The sequence below is a fragment of the Chryseobacterium gambrini genome, from assembly GCF_900156825.1.
GTDB classification, from domain to species: domain Bacteria; phylum Bacteroidota; class Bacteroidia; order Flavobacteriales; family Weeksellaceae; genus Chryseobacterium; species Chryseobacterium gambrini.
In genome coordinates, this window is record NZ_FTOV01000001.1 from 715,070 (window position 1) to 742,040 (window position 26,971).

The 26,971-nt window shown below is 36.2% G+C and carries 21 protein-coding genes and 1 pseudogene; 15 read left to right on the forward strand and 7 right to left on the reverse strand.

From position 1 onward, the window contains the following. Positions 1-5: 5 nt before the first annotated feature. The 3 genes from BW951_RS23015 (at position 6) to BW951_RS03295 (ending at position 5,410) form a co-directional block, all read left to right on the forward strand. On the forward strand, positions 6-800 hold the full coding sequence (locus BW951_RS23015) for a hypothetical protein (protein WP_228427476.1): 795 nt from the start codon (positions 6-8) through the stop codon (positions 798-800). Between the two features lie 12 nt (positions 801-812). Next, a complete protein-coding gene (locus BW951_RS03290; RefSeq protein ID WP_084196348.1) occupies positions 813-4,022 on the forward strand; it encodes a SusC/RagA family TonB-linked outer membrane protein in 3,210 nt (1,069 codons plus the stop codon). Between the two features lie 293 nt (positions 4,023-4,315). Then, the gene (locus tag BW951_RS03295; protein WP_076390481.1) at positions 4,316-5,410 is read left to right on the forward strand and encodes a RagB/SusD family nutrient uptake outer membrane protein; all 1,095 of its coding nucleotides are present in this window, start codon (positions 4,316-4,318) and stop codon (positions 5,408-5,410) included. 50 nt (positions 5,411-5,460) lie between these two features. Here BW951_RS03295 and BW951_RS03300 read toward each other — a convergent pair whose 3' ends face one another. Further along, complete coding sequence (locus tag BW951_RS03300; protein WP_139326080.1) at positions 5,461-5,784, reverse strand: hypothetical protein; 324 nt, start codon at positions 5,782-5,784, stop codon at positions 5,461-5,463. A gap of 278 nt (positions 5,785-6,062) precedes the next feature. Continuing rightward, positions 6,063-6,491: a MauE/DoxX family redox-associated membrane protein gene (locus tag BW951_RS22495; protein ID WP_076390483.1), complete on the reverse strand. Its 429-nt coding sequence runs from the start codon at positions 6,489-6,491 to the stop codon at positions 6,063-6,065. Positions 6,492-6,890: 399 nt separating this feature from the next. Between BW951_RS22495 and BW951_RS03310 the strand changes: the two genes are divergently transcribed. The 3 genes from BW951_RS03310 to BW951_RS23230 all read left to right on the forward strand — a co-directional run bounded on the left by BW951_RS03310 (position 6,891) and on the right by BW951_RS23230 (position 9,945). Continuing rightward, entirely contained in the window at positions 6,891-8,558 is a 1,668-nt protein-coding gene (locus BW951_RS03310; protein WP_076390484.1) for a helix-turn-helix domain-containing protein, read from the forward strand. 383 nt (positions 8,559-8,941) lie between these two features. Then, entirely contained in the window at positions 8,942-9,505 is a 564-nt protein-coding gene (locus BW951_RS03315) for a hypothetical protein (RefSeq protein ID WP_076390485.1), read from the forward strand. A gap of 194 nt (positions 9,506-9,699) precedes the next feature. Then, positions 9,700-9,945 carry a DUF421 domain-containing protein gene (locus tag BW951_RS23230; protein WP_420866223.1) on the forward strand — a complete coding sequence of 82 codons (246 nt, stop codon included), beginning with the start codon at positions 9,700-9,702 and terminating at the stop codon, positions 9,943-9,945. On the opposite strand, the pseudogene BW951_RS03320 reads toward BW951_RS23230, so the two are convergent. Then, positions 9,930-10,277: pseudogene (locus tag BW951_RS03320) on the reverse strand (DUF6265 family protein); the annotation flags it as partial. The gene BW951_RS23230 and the pseudogene BW951_RS03320 sit on opposite strands and share 16 nt — an antisense overlap. Positions 10,278-10,357: 80 nt before the next feature. Continuing rightward, positions 10,358-11,173, reverse strand: a complete 816-nt coding sequence (locus BW951_RS03325) for an AraC family transcriptional regulator (RefSeq protein WP_076390487.1) — start codon at positions 11,171-11,173, stop codon at positions 10,358-10,360. 1,039 nt (positions 11,174-12,212) lie between these two features. Between BW951_RS03325 and BW951_RS03330 the strand changes: the two genes are divergently transcribed. The 7 genes from BW951_RS03330 to BW951_RS03360 all read left to right on the forward strand — a co-directional run bounded on the left by BW951_RS03330 (position 12,213) and on the right by BW951_RS03360 (position 20,958). Then, complete coding sequence (locus BW951_RS03330) at positions 12,213-12,473, forward strand: helix-turn-helix domain-containing protein (protein ID WP_059154771.1); 261 nt, start codon at positions 12,213-12,215, stop codon at positions 12,471-12,473. A gap of 25 nt (positions 12,474-12,498) precedes the next feature. Further along, positions 12,499-12,834: a hypothetical protein gene (locus BW951_RS03335; RefSeq protein ID WP_228427478.1), complete on the forward strand. Its 336-nt coding sequence runs from the start codon at positions 12,499-12,501 to the stop codon at positions 12,832-12,834. A gap of 201 nt (positions 12,835-13,035) precedes the next feature. Continuing rightward, complete coding sequence (locus BW951_RS03340) at positions 13,036-14,124, forward strand: DNA cytosine methyltransferase (protein ID WP_076390488.1); 1,089 nt, start codon at positions 13,036-13,038, stop codon at positions 14,122-14,124. Then, the gene (locus BW951_RS03345) at positions 14,091-17,090 is read left to right on the forward strand and encodes an ATP-binding protein (RefSeq protein WP_076390489.1); all 3,000 of its coding nucleotides are present in this window, start codon (positions 14,091-14,093) and stop codon (positions 17,088-17,090) included. Before BW951_RS03340 ends, BW951_RS03345 begins: the two co-directional genes overlap by 34 nt. Further along, positions 17,083-18,729, forward strand: a complete 1,647-nt coding sequence (locus tag BW951_RS03350; protein WP_139326083.1) for a response regulator receiver domain — start codon at positions 17,083-17,085, stop codon at positions 18,727-18,729. Before BW951_RS03345 ends, BW951_RS03350 begins: the two co-directional genes overlap by 8 nt. Positions 18,730-18,740: 11 nt before the next feature. Beyond that, positions 18,741-20,543 (forward strand): ATP-dependent nuclease, encoded by a 1,803-nt coding sequence (locus BW951_RS03355; protein WP_076390491.1) that lies wholly within the window; start codon positions 18,741-18,743, stop codon positions 20,541-20,543. Next, the gene (locus BW951_RS03360) at positions 20,536-20,958 is read left to right on the forward strand and encodes a very short patch repair endonuclease (protein ID WP_076390492.1); all 423 of its coding nucleotides are present in this window, start codon (positions 20,536-20,538) and stop codon (positions 20,956-20,958) included. The genes BW951_RS03355 and BW951_RS03360 overlap by 8 nt, the downstream gene beginning before the upstream one ends. Before the next feature lie 552 nt (positions 20,959-21,510). Here the strand turns inward: BW951_RS03360 and BW951_RS03365 are convergent. Further along, the gene (locus BW951_RS03365; protein ID WP_076390493.1) at positions 21,511-22,509 is read right to left on the reverse strand and encodes an SDR family oxidoreductase; all 999 of its coding nucleotides are present in this window, start codon (positions 22,507-22,509) and stop codon (positions 21,511-21,513) included. A gap of 386 nt (positions 22,510-22,895) precedes the next feature. Next, a complete protein-coding gene (locus BW951_RS03370) occupies positions 22,896-23,111 on the reverse strand; it encodes a hypothetical protein (protein ID WP_076390494.1) in 216 nt (71 codons plus the stop codon). Positions 23,112-23,368: 257 nt separating this feature from the next. Here BW951_RS03370 and BW951_RS03375 point away from each other — a divergent pair, with 257 nt between their 5' ends. After that, positions 23,369-24,790 carry a sugar MFS transporter gene (locus BW951_RS03375; RefSeq protein ID WP_076390495.1) on the forward strand — a complete coding sequence of 474 codons (1,422 nt, stop codon included), beginning with the start codon at positions 23,369-23,371 and terminating at the stop codon, positions 24,788-24,790. 54 nt (positions 24,791-24,844) lie between these two features. Here the strand turns inward: BW951_RS03375 and BW951_RS03380 are convergent, their stop codons facing one another. After that, positions 24,845-25,195: a hypothetical protein gene (locus BW951_RS03380; RefSeq protein ID WP_139326084.1), complete on the reverse strand. Its 351-nt coding sequence runs from the start codon at positions 25,193-25,195 to the stop codon at positions 24,845-24,847. A gap of 418 nt (positions 25,196-25,613) precedes the next feature. Here BW951_RS03380 and BW951_RS03385 point away from each other — a divergent pair, with 418 nt between their 5' ends. Next, positions 25,614-26,969 carry a sigma-54-dependent transcriptional regulator gene (locus tag BW951_RS03385; protein WP_076390497.1) on the forward strand — a complete coding sequence of 452 codons (1,356 nt, stop codon included), beginning with the start codon at positions 25,614-25,616 and terminating at the stop codon, positions 26,967-26,969. The last annotated feature ends 2 nt before the right edge of the window (positions 26,970-26,971 follow it).

Below are 26,971 nucleotides of genomic sequence, written 5' to 3' on the forward strand. Positions count from 1 at the left end.
AGGTCTTGGGAGGTCAACAATCATCTCTACAGACCGTTGTCCAGATCGATAAGACCCGTCCACTAATGCTATCCGAAAGCTATGATGCAGAAAAGAACACCCAGCTATCAGCCTATTCCTTTCTGTCAAAAGGCAGGATCCGGTCTCTGGATTATGGTACCTGGTTTCACAGGGACAAAGGTAAAACCTACGGCAGGCAGTTTACCAATCTTTCCCTGATGGAAATTTACAGTGCTTTGGGCGATGAACTTTTTGAACTTCGGGGAGAACATTTCAGTACCAAAAGGATCATCAACAGAATTAGAAAACCTGAAGAGATCGATTTCAAAACCACAGTTCCCGAAGCAGAAACCGATTCCAAATTATATAGTATCGATTTTATAGTCCCTAAGACACAGGCCGATTCCCTGTATGACAGAATGCTCAGGTTCATCAATGATAATACCGCCTTCAGCGCATCCCTTGAAAGGAGATTGACCAGATGCCTTGTACTCAAACGCATTTCCGACACCGACAAAATGGGAAGTAAAGGCGGAGCATTCCGGGATAACTTTTTCGGTCAGCCTTCAGAGCTGAACAATGCCCCTTTGGAATATCTGATCTCCGCCCTTAATGCCAATAGCGATCTAACGCCGCTTCCCGTGATCGATGAGACTGGCTACAGGGGAAAAGTGGACCTGTGGTTTTCCAGGATAAATGACTTCGCAGGCTTTCAAAAAGAACTGGTCGGATATGGTCTAGTACTGGAAGAATCGGAACGTCCCCTCCTGATGTTTATCATCAAAGACAAACAACCTTAAATATAAAATGTTATGAAGAAAACTTTAATCTTTCCCCTGTTGGGCTTCAGTATTTGTGCGATGGCACAGCAGCGGATTCAGGGCGTAGTAACCGACACTACAACCTCAAAACCGATTCCGGGTGTCAGGGTAAGTATTGCTGATGCAAAAACAACAACGCTCACAGATAAAGACGGGCAGTTCAATCTGATGGTTGAAAATGGGGCTTCCCATACGGTGACCATAACATTTTCTGGAAAAGGTTTCCAGAACCGGGAATTGAAGCTCGTCCTCCCTTTGCAGAAACCGCTGAACATACTGCTTTCGCCCAAAGTGACCGATATACAGGAAGTGGTCATCTCAACCGGCTATCAGAAGATCCCTAAAGAAAGAAGCACCGGCTCCTTTTCCTCAGCGGATAACAAACTCCTGCAGCAGCAGATCACCACCAATATCATAGACCGTCTGCCAGCCATACTGAGTGGTCTGAGTGTCAGCACAGGCTTATCTGAAAGCGGTCAGTTGATGATCCGGGGGCTCAGCACTTTTCAGGGACCCAGAAACCCACTGATCATTCTCGACAATTTTCCCTACGAGGGAGACCTTGGCCGCCTCAATCCGAATATGGTCGAGAGCATTACCGTACTGAAAGATGCCGCTGCATCAAGCATCTGGGGAGCAAGGGCCGCCAACGGGGTTATCGTGATCACCACGAAGGGATCAAAATTCAATCAGCCGCACTCTGTTGAATTTACAGCCAATACCACCCTCAGTTCCAAACCGGATCTTGGCTATAGCAGGCAGATGTCAAGCTCAGATTTTATTGATGTGGAAATGCAGCTTTTCAAAAATGGCTATTATAACAGCGATATCAATTCACCCGGCCATCCGGTGCTTACCCCTGTTGTGGATATCCTCAATAAAGAACAGCAGGGATTGCTCCTCCACGATGAGGCGATGAAACAGATAGACCGACTGCGTACGATCGACGTGCGTGACCAATACCGGAAATATATGTACCAGCCGATGGAAAACAGGCAGTATGCCCTCAATCTTTCAGGAAGCGCCCAAAGATTATCCTGGACCTCTTTTATAGGCTATGATGACAATTCCAGAAATCTGGGTGAGAAGTATCAGCGGCTGAACACAAGATTTCAGAATGTATGGAAACCCACAGACAAACTGACGCTGACCACAGGTGTATATTTTACCAATACCCGATTTACGAGCGGGCGAAGTGCCTACAATACCATTACGATGAAAGGGAACTGGAAGATTCCCTATATTGAATTTGCAGATGCCCAGGGAAATCCTCTGGTGGTCAATTCCATCTTTGACCAGAACTATAAGAACAGCCTTCAGGGCAGTGGTCTCCTGGATTGTAACTACTATCCGCTGACCGACTGGCAGCATAACGTCACCCATAATGATACCAATGAGATCATCATCAATGCCGGGATTAATTACAAGATCATCAAGGGGCTTGATGCCGATGTCAAATATCAATACCAGCGCGTGAATGGGCAAAGCTCAAACCTTTGGGATAAGGACAGCTACGAAGCAAGATACCTGATCAACAGCTTTGCACAGAAAGATCCTGACGGGAGCATCAGGTTCATCATTCCCAAAGGCGGTATCCTGAACAAGGGTAACACCCAGGCGGCGATCAATAATCTCCGGGGACAGCTTAACTATGACAGGACATCCGGCAGGCATAATATCTCGGCGATCGCCGGCGGTGAGGTACGGGAGACCATCACCAACTATGAAACGAACCGTTATTATGGCTACAACCCAAATGATATGTCCTTCGGGGTGGTTGATCTTACCCAGCAATATCCGCATTTTGTCACGGGGGAAAATAACTTTATTGAAAATAGCAGATCTTTGAGGAGAACCGCACTCAATTTTCTGTCCTTTTATGCCAATGCTGCCTACACATTTGATAAACGCTATGTGGTCTCCGGGAGTGTCCGCAGGGATGCGAGCAACCTGTTCGGTCTCAAGACCAATGAACAATGGAATCCGTTCTGGTCAGCAGGCTTAGCCTGGAACGTGTCGAACGAAAAATTTTACAGGCTGAACTGGCTTCCCAATATCAAACTACGAGGTTCTTACGGCTTCAACGGCAATATCGATCCTGCTATGGTAGCAGTGACCACGATCGCCTATGACCCGGAAGTTTCCGTATATACAGGTGGACCGACAGCAAGGATCGACCAGTACTTCAATCCTAAGCTGCGATGGGAAATGATGAGGATGATCAATGTGGGCCTTGATTTTTCCACAAAGAATGACCGGATCTCCGGCTCTGTGGAGTTCTATACCAAAAAAGGAAGTAATCTGTTCGGACAGGCACCTATCGATTATACCACCGGCATCACGACCATGCTGTGGAATGTGGCGGGAATGAAAGGAAACGGAATGGATGTGGTGCTCAAAACAAAAATTGTGGACAGGCAATTTAAATGGAACAGCACCATTAATTTCAGCACTTATAAGGATAAAGTGACCGATTATTACCTTCCGACAACTTTTGCCGGTGACTTTGTGACCCAGGCGGGTTCTACGGCTCCTGTTTCAGGTGTTGACGGAATGCCGGTCTATGCGGTATTTGCTTACAAATGGGCAGGGCTCGATCCGCAGACAAGAGACCCCCGAGGTTACCTGAACGGTGAAGTCAGTAAAGACTATACCGAGATCATTGCTTCGGACAAAGGCATCGAGGATCTTCAGTATTTTGGTTCTGCTATTCCGACTAACTTTGGTTCATTCATTAATTCATTCGGTTATAAACAATTCAGTCTGGATGTTGGAATTACCTATAAGTTTGGGTATTGGTTCAGACGAAGCTCCATCAACTATACCAGTCTGATGAGCAGCCGGGACGGGCATAGTGATTATTCCCAAAGATGGCAGAAACCGGGTGATGAACTTTTCACTGATGTTCCTTCAAACACCTACACGGCCAATTCTGCCAGGGATACATTTTACAGCGGCTCATCAGTATTGGTAGAGAAAGGAGACCACATACGCCTGCAATATGTCAACTTCGGATATCAGCTCAATGCATCCCAGCTGACGGGATTTCCTCTAAAAAGCCTGAACCTTTATTGCTCGGTGAGCAATCTTGGGATCCTCTGGAAGGCCAATAAGGCAGGAATTGACCCCGACTACAACTGGGGAACCTATTCATTGAAGCCTGTCACCACATATTCACTGGGATTGCGGGCTCAATTTTAAAACAGCATTAAGCAAGTATTAGTAAAAAACAACATTAATATTATGAGAAACAAAACAATAATAATCGTTCTTTCAGTCTTATGCTTATCATCCGCCATCGGATGCTCAGATTTTCTGGAAGAAAAATCGGACAGCCGGTTGGTCACGCCTGAAACCCTGGAGGACAATCAGGCACTTTTAGACCGCATCTCAAATCTGCTGGGTGGTAACAGTATCAGTGCTGAAATTTCGTCTGATGACATCTACATTACAGACAGTGATTATAATGGCTCAGCTATGAGCCTGATAAACGGTTGTACACCTGGCAGCCTAACCTGGTATCAAGGTCAAGCGGTAACGACTGGGAGAGTTGCTTTTACAGGATCAACATCTGTAATACGGTTCTGAATAACCTTCAACAGTATCACATAGGCAATTCAGGAAATGTAGAAGGACAAGCCCTGGCGATCCGTGCGTCCATCTATCTGGAAGCAGCCCAGATCTGGTGTCTGGCATACAATAAGACTAATGCCGGCAACGACCTTGGACTGCCTCTTCGGCTGGATCCCGATGTTAACCAGCCATCTGTACGATCTTCCTTATCGCAGACCTATGACCGGATATTGACAGACCTCCATACGGCGGTTTCCCTTCTTCCTGATAAGCAGGTGTCGGTTACCAGGGCTTCAAAGGCTACGGCTTTAGGCCTGCTTGCAAGGACTTATCTGTATATGGGAGATTATGCCAATGCATTGCAATATGCCGATCAGGCGCTGGCAATTGACGGTGAGCTGTTGGATTTTAATTCTCTAAACAGCGGCGACTCTTATTCCATCAAAGAAATGAACGTGGAAGTGCTACTTCCCACAACAATTGCCTATTCGCCCATATTGTCCGGAAATAATGCCAAAATCACACAGTCCTTTTATGATTCCTATGATAATAATGATCTAAGAAAAAGTATTTTTTTCAGAACTAATTCCGCTGGCTTCATTCTTTTTAAAGGCAATTATTCCGGGACTTCCCAACGCTCATCGGTATTGGCGAAGGATGAATTATACCTGATCGCTGCGGAAAGTGCCGCACAGCTGAATGAGCTTGACAAAGCGATGGAAAGACTCAACGGACTATTGGTGAAAAGGTGGAAGAGCGGAACATTTACTGATTTTACAGCGTCTGATAAATCAACATCTCTTGAGCTGATACAAAATGAAAGGAGAAAGGAATTGCTTCTGCGAGGGCTGCGGTGGGCGGACCTGAAACGCTATAACCGCGACGGTGCCAATATCAGTCTTAGCAGAACTGTTGCAGGACAGACTTACACTTTAGCTCCCAAGGACCTGCGGTATGCCATCGCTATACCCGAGGATATTATAAAACAGACCGGGATGCCACAAAATCCCAGATAAAAAATGAGGGCTGTCCGTTCGGACAGCCCTCACTTATAAAATGGTAAGATTTAAGGCGCCAGTTTTCTCTGAACGGCAATTCCTAAAACCTGCGAATTGGTTTTGGATCCCAATACCGAACTCAGTGAGCTTCCTTCCGGTACAATTACCTTACAAGGTCTGTCACCGGATGTCACGCAACCTGCGCTTCCACTTGCCGAATTGGTCCAGTTGGCGGTGTTATGGAAAGCGCCTTCATTCATATCTTCACTAATGTAGTAAAATGTCTGATCGGCCGCTTTTTTCTCCATCACTTTGAAGGACATCACAGCCCCTGAGAATATCACGGCAGCAATCGCTACCGCATTGGCTTTCAAAATTTGATTAAGTTTCATAGTTCCGGTCTTTTTATACATCAAAAAAGATTACCATAAAAACTTTAGAAATCTGCCTGGGAATTATGGTCGAACCGGTAAGAATTACTCATTGTACCCATAGTTTTAAAAACTTGCCGTACCATTATACCGCATTCTTTGTATTCCCGGACAAATTGTGGTTAGTAAATACATTAAAAATTGTAGGTTGTTAAACAGCTTTCGGCTGTCTAATTTTAAGGTTGAACATTAATAGCAAATCAGTCATAATCATCCGTAAGCAAACTACGGTAACATACTTAGTCAGCAGGCCTGCTGTATCTTAGATTTAAACCTAAAGCAATAGAAGAAAGGATGACACAGCCAATATTGAAATACAGATGCTGATGCCAGCTCATTTTCTCCAAAATTCCGCCGCAGGAGCATGGTAGATTTTTACTTTTACTTAGTAGTAAAGCAATATATATGGTGAAGATGAGCATCAAAATTAAACAACCAATCAGTCCTATAGTTCTGGTTTTCCGGTAGCATAACAATCCTGCTATAATAACTTCGACAATGATTATCGTGTAAGGCAGGAATTGCGAGAATCCATTCAACAATGGTGATGCTGAAATCTGAACCTGGAAATTCTCAAAATCCAATACCTTACTAATAGCTGCATAGCAGAAGAGAATAACAAAGAAAATGCTTACCGAAAATGGTATTATTTTTTTTAAATATTTCACGACATTAGTTTTTTGTTGACAGTATTTCTTTGTAAAGTATATGTCTATTTTTCTAACAATTACTGATCAAATGTAAAACAGAAATTCAACAAAAAAAACGATTTAAGATGCCTGTTTCCTATGTCTAATGCCAGTTTATAAACTGATTCTCTGTATCAATATTTCAGAACGGCATAGGTCTAGGCTATAGTTTTTTTCATAAATGTGATTATAAGTTGGATTTAGACATTGTGCTCAAAAAGACAAATGATGCTTATTCATCACATCAAATGTTATTTTGTGTGAATAAGAACCGTGATTGATAGCATTTTGGTTATGTAGTTTACAAAACACTTGGAGATTCCATAAAAAATAACGTAATTTTATAAAACGTTTTAATAAAATGAAGGTAACGTGCAGATGTTCAGGTTGTTTATATTGCTTTTGGTTTCCACTGCGGAATTATGGGTTGCGCAGAGCAAAGACAATGTGGCCTATCATCAGATTAGAAAAAAGTATGATCACCACAAGGTTAATGATACTACAGCACTTTCTTACGTTGACCTTTTAATCGCCCTCGCGAAAAAAGAAAAAAATTATTCTGAATTAACATATGCATACCAAGATGCCCTGAATTTTGAGCCATCAGGATACCGCAAAAAGCTGTATGCAGACAGTGCAATAACTTCCGCTCAGCATAGTTGTAATAGCGATCTTATTGCCTCTGCTTATCTTGGAAGGGGAATTGTGTCTTACTTTATTTTTAAAGACTATCAACCTGCATTGGATGATTATATAAAGGCGTTATCCTACGCCAGATATAGCCCATATATAAAGTATAATATATTATATCACCTAGGTGTAATGAAAAGTTATCTGGGATATTACGGTGAGGCGGTCAGTCAATTTGAGGCCTGTTCTGCATTCTTTAGACAGGAAATTTTGAAAAATATTTCCCCAGATATCCTTTATAATATGCGCAAAGGCTATTATAACAGTTTACATCAGCTTATCTATTGCTACCAGCAAATGGGAGATGATGATAGCGCCGACCGCTTAATTGAAATAGGCAAGAGGGAAATACCCAAAGATTTAGATTTCGTCAAGTTAAGGAATTGTTTTTTTAAATGTGAAGGCATTTCTAAATTCCGTAAAGGAAATTACGAGCAAAGTATTGCCGATCTCAATAGTGCACTTCCGGAACTGGTCAGGGTAAATGACTTTGCCAGGGTATCGATGATCTACTTTTATCTGGGAAAGAATAAAATGGCTCAACAACAGCAACAAGAATCCTTTAGTTTTTTTAGAAAAGTAGATTCTATTTATCAGAAACATCATTTTTTCTTTCCTGAGCTTACGGAAAACTATGACATTTTACTAGAAAATGCCCGTAAACAATCAAATATAGATGAGAGCTTATCTTTTGCCAATACCCTCCACGAAATTGAAAAAGTAAACATAGAAGACAGACATCATCTTTTTATACAGTTTGAGGCGGAGAGGATAAACATTGAATATGCGAGCATTACACAACGTTACAGGAATATCCTCTTTGGCGTTGTAGTTGTCTCAATTTTTTTACTTGTGTTCACGGTCAATACTTATCTGGAAAAGAAAACTGAGAAAACATACGATGTGGTCTTAGCGGGTGTGGGTATTGATATTAAGGAACTAGAGCCCGATGTCTCACCACCAAAATGGACATTGAGTGCAGAGATTCGCAATAGAATTCGGAAGAATCTACAGAAATTTGAAGACGAAAAAGAGTTTTTGGAACCGAACCTGAGTTTGAAAAAAATTGCACTAAAAGTAGGGACAAACCCTAATTATCTATCTTCCTACATTAACACAGAGAAAGAAATGAATTTTAACCGCTATCTAAGTGAGTTGCGCATCAAGTATATTGCCGAGCTGCTCGCAGAAGATCCTATAACAGCTCATCAGAAAACGGAAGTTCTTGCCAATTTATGCGGAATTGCCTCACGCTCCAACTTTCTAAAATTGTTTTCGGAGATCTATGGTATGTCACTGCAAGAGTATCAGCATCAGTGCAGAGAGAAGTTTTCTGAGAATGAAGATCTTAATTAAGTTGTGTTTGGATGATGTCTAAAAACACTCCTCGAATCGTAAAGTTTCTGGTATCTATATTTTAGACATTACCAAATCAATTTCATAGATTTTCTCTGATTCAAGAGATTGAAGGAGATTGAGGAAGATTGAATTGCTGAAATCCTGTAGATATTGATTCAATGCGTATATTTGGAATGTTCAAGAATAATAAATAAGAGATAAATATGGGATTTTTTGACTTTTTCAAGGCAAAACAAAAAAAGGAAAATGAGTTAAAAGAAAATGATGAAGTAATTTCACAATCTGAAAAAATCAATGAAAATTCTATGATTGATAGTGAATACCATAAACCATCAAATTGGACTTCGAATTATATTTATGGATTCATTAATTGAAATCCAATGCAAAAAATTTCTAATCATAATGATTTAGTCGAAATTATTAGAAATACTATTGGTAATAGAAAAGGTTACATTGCAATAGATTCAATATTCCATCCGTATAATTTAATAAATCATAAAGGCGCTACTGCGTGGGATTTAGCTTGGTTTTGGTTGTATGCTCAGGACCAAGGAAAAATTATTTCTGAAATTGCGAGAAATGAAACTGCTACAATTGTTCCATCTGAAAATTTAAATCTACTTGAAAATTTCAGGATTTGGCCGAATGACAATTTAAATCCACACAAAAATAAGCAGTATGATAAGTTCGTTCCTTTTGTTCTGCCTTATTTAACTTACTCGATAGATGATAAAGATGAAGAACATTGGGTAAAAATGATAAATGCTGAATTGCAATTGCAGGGGCACGCTCATAAGTATATAGAAAATTTCAACCGTGTCTTATCAAATAATGTTGAAGGACACGTTATGACATTAGGTTTTGGAGAATTTAATAGAGAAAATTTAGACGATCTGATCAATAAATTCACAGATTTTTATGACCAGAATATGAGTAGAAAATAAAACTCTTAGCTTTTACGGGTTGAAATAGAGTCGGAAAAACAACTTTGACGTAAGAGATTACACCGTAAACATTTGTGTAAAAATCATTTCATTACAGGTCATTTCTGGCATTATTTTATCAACACTAATAATAAAGATAATTAATGAAAGATCTACTATTTGAAAATTGGGGAAAGCTTGGACAGGTCGCATTGATGACCATCGCCTCTTTTGTCATACTGTTCCTTTTCATCAGGATCTCAGGAAAAAGAACCCTGGCTAAGTTCAACGCTTTTGATTTTGTGGTCACGGTCGCTTTGGGTTCCACATTGGCCTATATGATGCTTGCGATGGTTCCATTGGCAGAAGGTGTAATGGTCTTATTTCTGATAATAGCTTTACAATACCTGTTCGCGAAATTGGCCAGTACGTCCTGTTGTGGATTTTCAAAGACCAATTGATTTTCTGAAATTGCTCTGGCGGCAAAACGAACGGGTAAACCCTCATTCTGGTTTTTGACTGTTGGAATATAATACAGCCTGTTCTTTTCCTGAACGAGCCGGACATTCTCAAAAACAATCGTGTCTTTGTCTTTGACACTATAACTTTTTCCCGAAAATTCGTTATTGCCAGCTTTAGTCCAGGTTTCATAGATGCTGCCTTTCTGGGTTTTATTTTCCCAGGTGCCAATCAGCCATTCCGCTTTTTGAATATCATTTTTATGCTTTATTGTCCAGGCATAAAGAATAGCCAAACTAACAACTGTAATAAAAAATTTTGCTTCTGTTTTCATAGTTTTAGTTCATTGAATGAATTGTCATTTGGCAAAGTTGCGATGTTTTTGAAAACTAAAATTGTAAAAATGGGACAAGTCTAATCCTTTCCGTAAAAAAGCGAAGACATCTTGAGGTGATTACCATAAAATTCTTTGGGCGTAGATCCTGTAAATTCTTTAAACTCTTTGATAAAGTGCACCTGGTCGTAATACTTGTTTTCGTAAGCCAGTTCTGCGAAGTTGGAAAACTGGTCGCTCAGCAACATTTTGAGCGCAGCCTGCAATCGGATCGTCCTGGATAGTTGTTTCGGGCTTAGCCCAATAGCTGAAGAAAATTTGCGTAATAATTGTTTGCGATCGATTTTGGTAAGTCTGGACAGTTCGTCAATCGGGAGTTGTCCATTGGCTGTTATAATCGTTTCAACAGTTGATTTGATAATGCGGTCAATGGTTTCGATGTCGGTCAGTCGATCCAGTAAAAATATTTCAATAAGCTTTATTCTCTCTGAAGTGGAATTAGCATTTAAGATCTGTTGCTCAATTTCCTGTCCGTCCTTTCCAAAAAGCTTTTCCAATGAAATGGCGGTATTTTCCATCTCTTTTATCGGAATTGTGGTAAAAGGTAAAAATCCTTCTGGATAAAAGCGAACGGAGAAAATTCCTGTCTCGCCGGTCGGCTCGATCTCAAGTGGTCGATTCAATTGTCCGATGACAAAACATCTGGGCTGAATAATACTATTCTCATTATCTAAGTATTGTTTGTACAGATCGCCATAATGAAAGATCATCTCCATACATCCATCTGGAACGATGGTTTGCTTTTCAGGCGTTTCTTCTTTCGGGCTTTCCAATGTCCAATAACATTTGATAAATGCTGTCAGGTCCTGATCCGGTTCAAATGTCTGATAATTCATTGGCTTTTTTGATAAGATTTATTTTAAGCAATTCAAATATAATCAATCTTCGCATAGGAGATTAATGAATCATCTATCATAAACCTGCGTGATGTAATACACGTAAACCTGAAACCTGCGCAAAATGTGCACAGGTCAGATTAAAATCGGCTCGAAAATTAAGCAACTCAACACTGATCCTGCGTAAAAATTGAGCCGGTCATCACTAATCTTGCGCAAAATTAGAGCCGTATACTGTTGATGCGGCTCAAGAATTAAACCTCCATATCTCTAAATTGTATCTAGGAAAGTAAAGTAGCTCATATCCCTGCTTAAAAATTGCGCCACTTTTTTGAAAACTGGCTCAAAAATATTACCACAAAACGTTTACCTGGCTCAAAGAGTGAGCTGTTCATCACTAACCCGGCGCAGAATTTGAGCCGGATAATGTCGATGCGGCTCAAAAATTAAACCGCCATATTGCTAAACTGTATCCAAGAAACTATAGCAACTCATATCCCTGTGCAAAAATTGAGCACCCTTTTTGAAAACCGGCTCAAAATTGTTACCACAACACGCTTACCTGGCTCAAAAAGTAAGCCGGTCATCCCTAACCCGGCGCAGGATTTGAGCCGGATACTGTAAATGCGGCTCAAAAATTGAGCAGCTCTGATATCATTGTCTTTTCTGTTTTTTTTCTTTTCAAAAGCAATTAATACAACTGATTAATAATCAATTAAATGCAGTCATATTTCAGAGCTCTGAAAAATCAGCGATACAATTAAGCAAGATGTGTCTTTGTATATACAAACTTTTCAAGTTGTACATCCAAAGACTCTCTTGCCTTTTTTGCAAAAAGGGGAAAAGACTTCGGAACTCGTCTTTTTCTTTGTAAACCATTTAGTAGATTCCAATTTATTCTTTTTTAATCTCCAAAAGATTCCTGAATCATTCAGATTGTTCTTATTTAGCCCACGCTCCTCTAACACTATTGTTTTCAATGTTTTAATACTACAACTTTGTAGAAGAAAACTAAGTCAAAAACAAAAATGAAGTAGTTATGATCGTAAACCTAATCACCAAAGAAGACCTTCAGGAATTTAGAACCGAATTGCTGGAAGACATACAAAACCTGTTTCAAATAAAAATTTCCCAGCAGAAATTATGGCTACGTTCGTCAGAGGTCAAAGCACTTCTGAAAATCTCCTCCGGAACATTGCAGAAGCTACGCATCAATGGAACTTTATCTTACACCCGTGTCGGCGGGACACTATATTACAATTACAAAGACATTGAAGAAATGCTGAAAAATAAGCAATGATATTTCGAAGTACCAAAACTAAATTATGAATTATATCAAACACCTAACAGCTTTCTATGAAAAGGTGGCTCAGGACAATTCGCTTAATCCATCACACATCAGCCTCTATTTAGCCTTATTCCAGTTCTGGAATTTCAGCCGTTTCCGAAATCCGGTCAGTATTTCCCGCGATGAGGTAATGCGAATAAGCAAAATCCGCTCAAAAGCCACCTATCATAAATGCCTGAAGAATCTCCATTCCTCGGGCTATATTGATTATCAGCCGTCTTATAATCCGTTTCAGGGAAGTCAGGTGGTGATGGTGGATTTTGGTGGAGAGTTGAAGGTAGCTGGAAGGAAGAATAAACTTATTTGCTTCTAAATAGAAATCCCAATCAGTGTTTGGGATTTTTTAAGACTGACATTAACGATAATCTATGCTGAGTTCCATTTTTTAAGAGTTTATTTACTCATAATTTATGAACTAAAACGGTTTTAATGAAAAGTTTCAGGATATTTTTTTACAAAACAATATAAAAAAATATTATTTTATATATTTTTGTATATTACGAATTTTCTATTTATGGAAGAAACAAATGAACTTAAGGCTATAGATTTTTTTTGCGGTGCAGGAGGAGTGACTTGTGGTTTTAGAGAAGTCGGAATAAAAGTTTTAGCAGGAGTGGACATTGATGCAAAATTTAAAGCCACTTATGTTAAAAATAATGATGCAATTTTCATTAATGAAGATGTTTCAAATTTATCTCCCGAGGATTTGAATAAATATGTTGAGGTAAAAATAAATGATGACAATTTAATTTTTGTGGGTTGTAGTCCATGTCAGTATTATTCTAATTTAAAATCTGATAAAACAAAATCACAAAAGAGCAGATTGTTACTTGAGGATTTTAAAGAATTTGTTCTCCATTTTCGACCTGGTTTCGTTTTTATAGAGAATGTTCCTGGATTGGAAACAAAGGTAGGAAGTCCAATACATAATTTTAAAAAAAGTTTAAAAAAGGAAGGGTACGTTTTTGATCAAAAAGTTGTTAATGCAAAATACTTTAATGTTCCTCAGAATAGAAGACGTTTCGTGTTAATAGCATCAAGACTTAACCCTGAGATTAAGTTACCTTTACAAGATAAAAAAAAGGAAAATATCTTAACAGTAAAAAAAGCTATTGGTAATGAAAAACTTTTTCCAAAAGTTGAAGCAGGCTTTATTGATAATTCGATATACATGCACACAGTTTCAAAGGTTAGCGATTTAAATCTGCGAAGATTAAAACAAACACCAAAAGATGGTGGTTCTAGAAAAAACTGGGAAAATGATAAAGATTTACAATTAGAGTGTTATAAAGATCACGATGGGCATTATGATGTTTATGGAAGAATGTATTGGGATAGACCTTCTCCAACTATCACAACAAGATTCATATATACGAGTACGGGGCGTTATTCGCATCCGGAACAAGATAGAGCTATTTCCTTACGGGAAGGTGCAACATTGCAATCATTTCCTTTAGATTACAACTTTTACTCTTCAAATAAAGGTGCTGTAGCGACAATGATTGGTAATGCAGTTCCTCCCAAATTAGCTAAAGCTATAGGGGAAACAATTTTTGAACATTGGAAATTATGGCGCAATTCAAAGCAAGAGCTAGAGCAATAGATTTACTTGGGAGACAGCAAATTGCAGGAATCCCTACAGCAATTAACGAGCTTTTCAAAAATGCTCATGATGCTTATGCTGATCATGTAGAAGTTGATTATTTCAGAAAAGAACAACTTTTTATATTGAGAGATGATGGTCTTGGTATGACCAAAGATGATTTTGAAAAAAGGTGGTTGGTTTTAGCCACAGAAAGTAAATTCTCTAATCATAAAACACCACCGCCACCAATTGCTTTAAATAAACCTCCAAGACCCATAATGGGCGAAAAAGGTATAGGTCGATTGGCAATTGCATCAATAGGAAAACAAGTTTTAATACTATCAAGAGCAGAGAGAGAAGGAAAACTCATGCCTTTAATGGCTGCCTTTATAAATTGGGGAATATTTGAATGCCCTGGAATTAACTTAGATCAAGTTTTTATTCCTGTTATTGAACCTGAAAACGATTTTTTAACAGTTGAAGAACTTGAAAGTATGAAATTGTCAATGATTGAACATTTAAAAAAAATCGCTGACAATGATGATATTGAACATAAGGATTTTATCAAATTAAAAAATGAAATAGATTCTTTTAATTGCGATCCTTTTGAATTAATGGACTGGTTGCCCAATAATCTATCATTAACTGAAAAATCAGGAACACATTTTTATATTTCGCCATGTGATGAGAACTTAAATGCAAATATCGATGGTGATAAAGATGTAAGAGATGAAGCTTCAAGTCTAGAGAAGATGCTTATTGGTTTTACAAATACAATAACACCAGACCATTCAAAACCTAATATCGAAACAGCTTTCAGAGACTACAGAGGAGATGATGGAATTTACTATGACCTTATTGGTGAGGAATCATTTATTAGTCCCGCTGAATTTAAAATTATGGATCATCATTTTAAAGGTGAATTTGATGAATTTGGCCAATTTGTTGGGAATGTAAAGGTCTATGATAATGATTTTGATAATCATAAAATAATATGGTCGGGAAATAATTTTAGAAAAACTTCTTGCGGAAAATTTTCGATTGAAACTGCATATCTACAGGGAGATATGAAGCAGTCATTATTAGAACAGGGATTATATAGTCCGATCAGGAGTAAATTAGACCGTTATGGAGGCTTATATATCTATAGAGATGGAATAAGAATATTGCCATATGGAGATAATAATTTTGACTTTTTAGATATTGAAAAAAACAGATCGAAGAGTGCAAGTTATTATTTCTTTTCCTACAGAAGAATGATAGGCATTGTAGATATCTCTAAATCAGAGAATCCAGAGCTTATAGAAAAAGCCGGGCGTGAAGGATTTATAGAAAACAAAGCTTACCGACAATTAAGAGATATCTTAAAAAATTTTTTTGTACAACTTGCTAATGACTTTTTCAGGGAAAAAGGCAGTGGAGACTTTACATCAACTTTCTTGACAATAAGAAAAGAAAGAGAAAAAATGTACAAAGCCAAAGAGCAAAGAGAAAAAAGAGCAAAAGAAAGAAAAGATAAGTTTTTAGAAGAAATAAATACTTTTTTTGAAAGTGTGCAATCCGGCGATTTACAAAATAATATCAATGAAATTTTAAATTCTACAGAAAAGAATATGGGATCTGTAGCTTATATAGCTGATCCTGATGAAGCAAGTCAAAAACTTATTGATTATGAGTTTGAAGGTAGAAAAAAGTTAACTGAATTAAGAGTTAAAAATAAAGTTATGTCTCCAAGAGCTTTTAGTCTTACGAGAGAACAACGAAGAAATTGGGAATCATATTTAGAAGAATATAGTCGGATCAGTAACGAGTATTTTAATAATGCTGATAAGAAAATTGAAGAATTATTAAACAGGTTTCAGTACGAACTCAATATTGAGATAAGCAGGAGGAAGAGAATTGAAAAGCATGTTGATTTAATTTCGGAAGAGGCTAAAGACACTACAAAGAAAAGGTTCGATGAGGCAAGAAATATTGCCGAGGAAATATCTTTTAAAGTACGGAGATTGACCCAAGAATTGATGGGTGATCTTGAACAAAAAATAAGACAGACAAAAATAGGTTTAACAGATATTAAATTATCCAATACGAGTGATGTTGATATATATGAAGAAATAAAACAAATCGAAACACCAATAATTGAAGAGAAAGATTATGCAAATTCTATTTTAGAAAATATTATCCATCAATTAGATAATATTTATTGGGAAAAGGATGAATCTGGCCGTATTGTGACAAACGCTCAAATCACTGAAGCTATTGAAGAGGAATTAGAAGAAGCCAAAGAGAAAATGTTTGCTGATATTGAGTTAACACAACTTGGTTTAGCTGTCAATATTGTACATCATGAATTTAATAGTACTGTAAATTCTTTAAGAAATGGTATTCGAGATTTACAACGATGGGCGGATGTGGACAACAAAATAGACTCAACGTATAGAAACATTAGAACCAATTTTGAGCATTTAGACACCTATTTATCTCTTTTAACACCTCTTAATCGTAGATTGTATAGAAAGGAAGAAAATATTAAAGGAGAAGAGATATACCTATTCCTTTTAGATGTTTTTAGAGGTAGAATTGATAGACATAAAATTAACTTGAGAAGAACAAAAGCATTTTCCGATATTAAATTCAAGGGATACCGTTCCCAATTCTATCCTGTATTTGTAAACCTTGTTGACAATGCAATCCATTGGCTTAAACAAACAACAGACGATCATGAAAGAATTGTAAGATTACATGCAGACATGAACAAAAATATTTTTTATGTTTCAAACAACGGCCCAGAAATTAGTGTTGCTGATTATGAAAATATTTTTGAATTTGGTCAATCCAAGAAAAATAATGGTAGAGGAATGGGGTTATATATCTCGAAAGAAGTTTTACGCTCTGCTGGATACACTATTTATGTAGGAGAGCCGAGAAAAGAGATGAATGTAACCTTTGTTATTTCACCAATTAACCAAGATGAAAATGAGTGAAAATTATTTTGAAGAATCAATTGACGTAGCTGATAATTTCATAAAAACTATTTGTTTTGTTGACGACCAGCCTTTTTTTAACGATGCTGAAGATCCCGTTAATGAGGGAATTGACCATAGAATTAATGCAGATATTATCACCAAAGTATTTGCAAAAAAGGGAAAATCATGTTCATTTTTTAAATATAATAAAATTGAAGATGAAGATACGGTTTTAAAATTAGCCAAAAATTGTGATGTTTCCGTATTAGATTGGAAAATCATTATGGAACCAACAGAACAAAAGGGAAAAGAGGTTAATAAAATCTTATCTGAAGAAGAGTTAGAAGAGGATGTTGATATTGATGAGTCAAGAGGTATTTATGCAATAAAATTAATTGAGAAAATTTTAGGGGAGAATCATAAAACGCCTAAATTAATCATAGTTTTTACAGCAGAATATGATACGGAAAAAATTGTCATTCCTATTAGGAGAAAACTTGATGAGTTAGGTATCAATTACGAAGAAAATGAAGATGAATTATATTTTCATAACGATAAGATAAGATTATCAATTTATTTTAAGTTACCTGAAGATCGCAAACATATTTCTGAAGAAGTTAAAAGAAAAGAGGTTAATTTAGAAAGGTTACCCGAAATAATAAATTCTGAATTTGCACAATTAACTAATGCCCTAGTACTACAGGCGGCAATTAGGGCAATTTCTGAGGTTAGGAATAATACTTATAACTTATTAGAATCATATAATAGAAAGCTTGATCCAGCATACTTAACACATCGATCATTATTACCAAACCCGGATGATGCAGAAGATCAGCTATTAGAAATTATAGGTAGTGATATTAAAAGTTTAATAAAGGAAAGTGAGATTAATTCAATTATTAAAACGCGAGCACTTCCATTATTTTTAAAGGATCAATATAGGGCTGATACTTATCCATTTGTAGTTGACAATAGAGAACAGCTTGTAAACCTCAACCCACCAGAAAATATTAATATTGAAACTTTACAATCAATAGTTTTAAATGGTGTGGAAAAAACTTTTTATAAAAAAGAAATTCCATTTGAAGAAAATGTATTATTTTCAAAAATCTGCCATAAAAGTCTTACAAATACTTTTGCTAACAACGCGGATGAAGCTAAAATGAGTGATATAAAATTCTCAATCCTCACTACAATAAAACCAAGGTATTTGATTTCTGATTTTACAATGACATTAGGGACCATTTTGAAGGAAGAAAGAAAAGAAAGTTATTGGCTTTGTGTTCAACCTAAATGTGACTCTGTTAGAATTACTCAAAGAAAAAGATCATTCCTATTACTGAAATTAAATGCTGTTGAATCACCGAAAAAATTTCATTTTGTTGTTAAAGTGGATGATGCGTTTAAATTTTTCAAAATTAATTATAAAATATACGATTCTCAGTTAGTAGATTTTATTACTCATGCAAATGGTAATGTTCGCTCATTTGAAAGTGATTCCCAAATAAAGTTTAAAAGAGGTGATAATAAAGATATGTTATGGATAGGTGAATTAAAGAATGACTTTGCTCAGAATGTAAGTAATTCATTGGCTTTTGAACTTTCGCGAGTTGGATTAGATTTATCCGAATGGCTTAGAAGATGGTCTGGGAATTAAAAATTTAAGGAATGTACGAATTAGACCAATTAATAAATACAGTAAGCAGAATAAAAAATTCTGGAGGTGTTCAAAAATATATAGATTTTATTCAGTTCCCATTTTATAGAAATCTTGAATTAAATACAAAGATAAGTTTTGGATTTCCACTAACTGTTTTTATTGGTCAAAATGGTTGTGGTAAGTCTTCCTGTTTACACGCTTTATACGGCGCACCACGAAGAAGAACTCCTTATGAATTTTGGTTTGATACAAGTGTAGACCCAGTAGAATATTATGATGATCAGAAAAAAAGACATTTTTTTTGGTACAGGTTTAAAGGAGATGATAATTCTTATAAAGAGGTAGTCAAAGCAAGGATAAGAAGAAATAACGACCCTAATTATTGGGAAACTAGCCGCCCACTAGTATGGGCAGGAATGACATCCAGAGATGATGGAGAAAGAGATACCCCAATTGCTAAAGATGTTGTTTATATTGATTTTAGAGCTGAGTTGAGTGCCTTTGATAAATTTTTTCATTTTGGAAACACTTCAAGAACCTCAACAAGAAATAAACAAGAGTTTATCCGGAAGAAATCTAAACAGCTTCAAGATATAATTTCTGGACGAAAATCATTTGTATATACGAAGGCAGGAGCTATTAACAAACCGTTAAGGGTTTTAACTTTGGAAGAGCTTAAGTGGATATCCTTTATATTGGGAAAAGAATATATATCAGGAGAATATATTGAACATTCTTTTTTTAGAAATTTTGGTTATACCGTTATCTTTAATACGGGACATGCAAAATATTCGGAAGCTTTCGCAGGAAGCGGAGAAATTGCCGTAGTAAAGTTAGTTCTTAAAATTTTAGAAGCTCAAAGTTATTCTCTTATTTTACTTGATGAACCGGAAGTTTCATTGCATACGGGAGCTCAAGAGAGATTAAAAATTTTCTTATTAGAGCAAATAAAACTTAAGAAACATCAAATAATTCTGACGAGTCATTCTCCATCATTAGTAGAGGGATTACCTAAAGAAGCTATTAAAGTATTTTATCAAAATCCTAATACTAAAAGATTTTTAGTAAAAGAAAACCTCTCTCCTGAGGAAGCATTTTATCATATAGAGTTTCCTTTAACAAGGAAAAAAGAAATTATAGTAGAGGATATTCTGGCTCAAGAAATACTTTCGGTTGTTCTATCAGAAATTGGGCCCGAAACTAGAAATATGTTTAATATTAAGTTTAATCCGGGAGGTGAAAGTGTTATTAAAAAAGAGTTTATATCTGTGTTCTGTAGAGAAAATAATAGTTCTAATTATATTTTTTTTGATGGTGATCAGAAACCCAATAATAGTCATTACGATTGGACTAATTTTGCCGTATCTGATTTAACAGTTGATTTTTTAAAATCTAAAATACGAGAACAGACAAATGAAGAGATAAAATTTTCTGTAGATAGCTTAGGAAATGCAGGTAATGAGCAGCAACAAATAGACTTACTTAAAAAGTATTTAGAATATTACAAGAGAAACGTATTCTATCTACCAAAAAATACTCCTGAAGAAATAATCTGGGATGATGAATTTTCAACGATGATGGCTCAATCAGTATTGGATAACTTAAAATTTATTCAATATTCACAAGATTGTAATGCTGCTAATAGTTTTAAAAAGAAGTTTTCTGTATATACAAAATATATGATTGGAAATAATACCTCTGAAGATATTTTGAACACTCAAAAAGTATTTGTTCGGAAGTGGGTAAATGCTAAAAACCAGGACTATCAGATTCTAATTGATGCTATTAATTCCATAATTAACAATGGCTGACATCTATTCTTCTAAGAAGAGATCAGATATTATGTCTAGAATTTCGGGAAAGGATACTAGGCCCGAGGTTTTAGTTCGTAAGTATTTATTCTCAAAAGGTTATAGATTTAGGAAAAATGACAAAAGATTTCCAGGAAGACCAGATATAGTTTTACCAAAATATAAAACAATTATTTTTATTAATGGATGTTTTTGGCATGGGCATAATGATTGCAAAAAGTCTAAACTACCTGAAACCAGAAAAGAATTTTGGGAGGATAAAATTAATAAAAACATTCAAAGAGATAAAACTAACATTGAAGAATTAGAAAATCAAGGATGGAATGTCATTGTAATATGGGAATGTAAATTAAAGAGTAAGGTATTTGAGGAAACATTAGTTTGTATAATGGAAAAAATGAATAATCAACCTTAAACAACTAGCTAAATGAGTTCAATCTTTAATAATTTAAGTGAAGATTAAAATAAGAAAACAGAAACCAAAGATAATTCGCTTCCCGATTCACTAATTAATTCTGTCAAGGTCAAGCCCTCCGGATTTTCAGTAAAACTTTTTACGTATAAAAATCTACGAAAAAACTTTTTCCAAAAAACCTTGACAGAACGCCACGCTCATTTTCAAAAGGCTTTCTTTTTTTCTTTTTTTTCGGTTTTTTCTTCGTTTTCTTTTTGAAATATTTGCACTCAGAAATTTCAAGCGGAAAAGAGAAGGATTAAATTCTTGCTTCAAACTCTAAAAAACTTGTTCAATATTTGAACTTTTTACTTGCAGATTTGAACAAAAATTTTTAGTTTTACTACGTAAAATTTAAATTAGGATTTTACCACTTTTTTGCCAATGTCCTATTTAGGGCCATTCACAGAGATGCTACAGCGAACGCTTATCAATAAAGCGATGAGGAATGGGTACAAAATCCCTCACTCTCCGCAAAAAAATCCTTCAAATTCAATTTGAAGGATTTTTTATTTAACTGTTTTCTGAAGAATTGGATTTCAATTTCAGGAACATATAAGCCAGACCTAATCCCAAACCTGCTAAAACTGCAATTTTTGTTTTTCTTGATGGAACAGGAAGCATCGTCTCGCCATAAATTCGGTGAGGCTCTGAGGAAGGCTCTAGAATATTTCCGGAATCGGATGGGGCATTTTTCACTTTCATCATCAGCCTCATGACTGCTGAAGCGGTATTAATGACAGGTTTTGGAAATAACCCGTAAACGTTTTTCAGGAATGCTGAAGTGAAATCCGGAAATAAATCTTTTTTTGGACGTTTTGCCAATTCCACCATTTTAGCAGCTGTATCTCGCGGGTCTGCAGCAAAAGGAGGAACTTTAAAATCCAGCCCTGAATATTTTGCAGAGTGCATATTTCCTGTAGAACGCTGAATCTGTGGATAAAGATTACAGATATGGATCTGCGGAAAATCTGAAATTTCTCCATGAAGACACTCCATCATTCCCCTGATTCCGAATTTTGTAGAAGAGTAAACCGCACTGTAAGGAGCCGGCATAAATCCGCCTATAGAGACGTTATTGATTAAAATTCCTTCGTTCTGTTTTTTAAAGACCGGCAAAACACTGTAAGCTCCATGCATATATCCGAAAAGATTGGTTTTAATCACCTGTTCATTTACATCCATCGGAATTTCTTCAAATTTCCCACTGGACATTACCCCTGCATTGTTTACCCAAATATCTATTCTGCCGTTAAACTGCAATGCTTTATTAGCTAAATTCCGAACATCACCCGCAATAGAAACATCTGTAGGAACAGCCACGGCGGAAACACCCAAATCCCTGCATAAAGCTACCGTTTCGTCCAAAGCTTCTTTGCCTCTTGCCGCAACTACAATATTACATCCCTCCAAAGCAAATGCTTCCGCAGCAGCTCTTCCTACTCCACTGCTTCCTCCGGTAATTACTACGGTTTTTCCTCTGATACTTTTTTGTTCATTATTAGAATTCATTTTGTGATGGTTTTTGGTTAATTACCTGTAATCAACCTATTATTATGCCATACCGAGTATAAATATTATTTAAATTCTTTTGTATTTATCTAATTCCGAGATAAGAAATTAGATGCAGGATGATTTAAAATTTCTATACTATAAATTTTCGTTAATATTCTTAATTAATCTTAAATACAGGTTTTTCAGTATTTTCTTGGCACAATTTTTTAATACTACTAATTACTCATGTTTAATTTGAGTTTTCATGGTTATTAGTTTTTATCCTCAGATTCTCTCTGAGGATTTTTTTTGTTTTAAATCCCCGAATTTCCGGATAAAAGCAATAAAAAAACAGACCTTTACAGATCTGTTCTTTAATAAATAATATGTCTCTTTAAATATGTTTACATAGCATAAGCTCCTTTGTTCTGAAAAACATTAATGACTTCTGTTTTGTTGTTAATGGTATTGTATATAACCTCAACGGTAAAATAAGAAACTTCATAAAGTACATATTTTACTGTATCCATTGTTCTTTCGCTCATGATACGTCCCTCATTCATCACGAAACTGCACTGTGCCTGATTTGGCAAATTTTTAAAATCGTAGTAAGAAATCATAGCTTTGTTTTTTAATAGTTTCAAATAGAGACACACAATTTCTTTGCCAATTTTCTTCAATAAAGTTAAATTCTTAAAATTTAGATAAAAATACACCAATACAGTGATTATATTCACAATAAATACTATTCAATCTTTGATGGTCATAAATAATCATCATATTAAAAATTCTTTGCTTAAACGGTTAAATTTATTGTCTCGAAATGATAATTTATTAAATAAACCAACTATCTTTAAACTTTAATATATATGAATTTATGATAAATGATGCTAAAACGGGCAGCAGAAACTATACTGTTCCGTTGATTACCATTACACTATTGTTTTTTATGTGGGGATTCATCACCTGTATGAACGACATTCTTATCCCTTATCTGAAACAGCTTTTTAAGCTTACTTTCTTTGAATCCATGCTCGTACAGTTCTGCTTTTTCGGAGCTTACTTCATCGGTTCACTAATCTATTTCCTCATCTCCACCACAAAAGGAGATCCTATTGACAAAGTGGGTTACAAAAAAGGAATTATTTTCGGGATCTTTCTTGCCGCTTTAGGATGTGTACTTTTCTACCCTGCCGCAAGTTTTTCTTCCTACGGATTATTTTTGGGAGCTTTATTTATTTTAGGGTTAGGATTTACCGTTTTGCAGATTACGGCAAATGCTTACGTTTCGCTTTTGGGTCCAGAAGAATCCGCATCCAGCCGTCTGAACATGACGCAGGCATTCAATGCCTTCGGAACCACAATTGCTCCGGTTTTAGGCGGACATTTAATTTTTGAATTGTTTTCCGCTCCGGACGGATCTTTCAGTGCAGCAGCAACGAAAATTCCTTATCTCATTTTTGCAGCAATTCTGCTTTTGGTAGCTTTGCTTATTTCAAGAGTTAAACTTCCTGACTTTCAGGTAAAAGGGGAAGAAATTGTAAAAGGATTCGGAGCTTTGCAGCACAACCATCTGAAATTTGGAGTTCTTACCATGTTCTGTTACGTAGGAGGCGAAGTTGCAGTGGGAAGTTTCATCATTAGTTTTCTGGAGCAGCCACAGGTGATGAATCTTTCTGAAGTGGTAAGCAAAAATTATCTTTCCCTGTATTGGGGAGGCGCGATGATTGGAAGGTTTTTAGGCGCAATTTCCCTTAATCAGTCAATCAGTCAGGCAAAAAAAGCTTTATATATGTTGGGAGCGGCTATCGCTGTGTTTTTGGTTATTTTCAGCATTGTAGATCTTAGTTTTTCTCAGATCAGCTTCTTTTTAGTTTTTATTGCCTTAAATTTTATCGCGTTTTTTATCGGAAAATCGGCTCCGGCAAGAACCTTATCTATATTTGCGGGAATTAATGTTCTGTTATTGATTTCTGCAATGTTTAATCATGGCGAACTGGCAATGTACAGCATTCTGGGAATAGGAATCTTTAACTCAATCATGTTCTCAAATATCTACACTCTCGCTATTTCAGGATTGGGAAAATACACAAGTCAGGGTTCTTCTCTGGTGGTTATGGCAATTCTGGGAGGCGCTATTATTCCTGTTTTTCAGGGATATTTAGCCGATATTTTCGGGGTTCAGCATTCTTTCATCATTCCTGTATTCTGTTATATTGTAATCTTGATCTTCGGAGCTTATTGTACGAAGTATCTGAGTCATGTAAAGCAGGAGGAAGGCACAAAAGCCGGACATTAAATTTTCAGTTTTAAAATAAAGAAACCTGCTTTCACAGCAGGTTTTATTTTTATCTTATATGATCAGTTCCTTAGTATCTGTATAATAAATAATAGGCTCATCCTCAGACCTTACTCCTTTTTTAGACAGAGATTCAAGATGGATAATCTTAAATTTTTTGGGCTTATAAATTTTTAATTCATTTTTATTTTCATCTACTATTACTTTTTCAGCATCATCAAAATTTATATAAGGTGATACTACAGAGACATTCCCTGTATAAACTGTTACTTTTTCCTGAGCTTTTCTCGTAATTTTTTCACTCTTAAATTTTAGAGTATCATCACCGGAATTGTGCTGAGAAAAAACTTTCTGCGAACAAAGCAACATTAAAAACGCTCCAGTAATCTGTATTTTTTTTATCATATCCATTTGAGTTTAAACTTTATATTAAACAAAACTAAATAAAAAAATTACAGCTTAAAGAATTATAACATTTTTTAAGAAATCACATCATAATCAGCCAAAGACTTCTGTAAAGTAATTTGTGGATTTTAAAATCATGATCCATTTATTAAAAATTTCATGTTGTTATCGTACTTAAATGAAACAGAAATATATTATTTAAACACCCTCCAATCCTACTATTCATCAGGAATTTCAAACTTACACAGTTTTAATAAGATGAATTTATTGATCTGTAAAATCTGTATAACTCCAAAAAAATCAACACAAAACAATCAGAAAAACCCACCCACAAAGGATTACCGTTGAGATATTAATTAAAATATTTCATTATGTAAAGAAAAAATTCTACTTTTAATCAGAATTTTTAACAAATATCATGATGGTCAGAATTTTCCTTGTGGATGACGATCCCTTCTTCGGAGAAATGCTTAAATATCATCTTCAGCTTAATCCTGATTATGAAGTTTTTCTGTACAGTTCCGGCAAAGAATGCCTTTCCGAGCTTTACCGGAATCCTGACATCATCTGTATAGACTTTGGTTTACCGGATATTCAGGGAGATGATCTTTTCAAACAGATCAAAACGCTTTATCCGGATCTGCCGATCATTGTAATCAGCGGTCAGGAAAACATTTCCGTAGCCATTGATTTCCTGAAGCAGGGTGCAAAAGATTACATCGTAAAAAACGAACACACCAAAGAACTTCTGTGGAGTTCCATTATCCGCCTGAGAGAAAATATCTCGCTAAAACAGGAAGTTGAAGAACTGAAGGATGAGCTCGAAAAAAAATACAGCTTTGAGAAAACAATTATCGGACAGAGTGAATCCATCAAAAGCATATTCTCAAAAATCAATAAAGCTCTGAAATCCAATATCAATGTCTCTGTAACCGGAGAAACAGGAACCGGGAAAGAAGTGGTGGCAAGAGCAATACATTATCATTCTTCCAGAAAAAACAAGCCTTTTGTTGCCGTAAACATGGCAGCAATCCCCAAAGATCTGGTGGAAAGTGAATTTTTCGGTCATGAAAAAGGAGCATTTACAGGAGCAACAGATAAATCGGTCGGAAAATTTGAACAGGCAAACGGAGGAACTATTTTTCTGGATGAGATCGCAGAACTTGATCTCAACCTTCAAAGCAAGCTTCTTCGGGCGTTGCAGGAAAGAGAAATTACAAGAGTCGGCGGAACCCAGAAAATAAAACTGGACGTAAGACTCATTATTGCCACCCACAAAAATCTCGCAAATGAAGTAAAGAAAGGAAACTTCAGAGAAGATCTTTACTACAGGGTTATCGGTCTTCCTATAGAATTGCCTCCGCTCAGAGAAAGGGATCAGGACACTTTAATTCTTGCCAAACATTTTATTGATCTTTTTGCCAAAGAAAACAAAAGCAAACCTTTGATTTTAGCTTCCGATGCACGAAAAAAGCTCATGAAATACAGCTTTCCGGGAAATATCCGAGAACTTAAATCCGTTATCGATCTTGCCTGCGTAATGGCAGAAAGCAATGAAATAACTGCGGATGACATCAGCTTTTACAGCCTTGAAAAAGAATCCGAAGTTTTCCTTTCAGAGCAAAAAACATTGAAACAGTATACAACGGACATTATTCTTCACTTTCTGAGGGAAAATAACAATGACGTCATTAAAACAGCTAAAATATTAGACATCGGAAAATCAACCGTTTATAATCTTATTAACAGCGTAGACCTTAAAAAAACTAAATAATA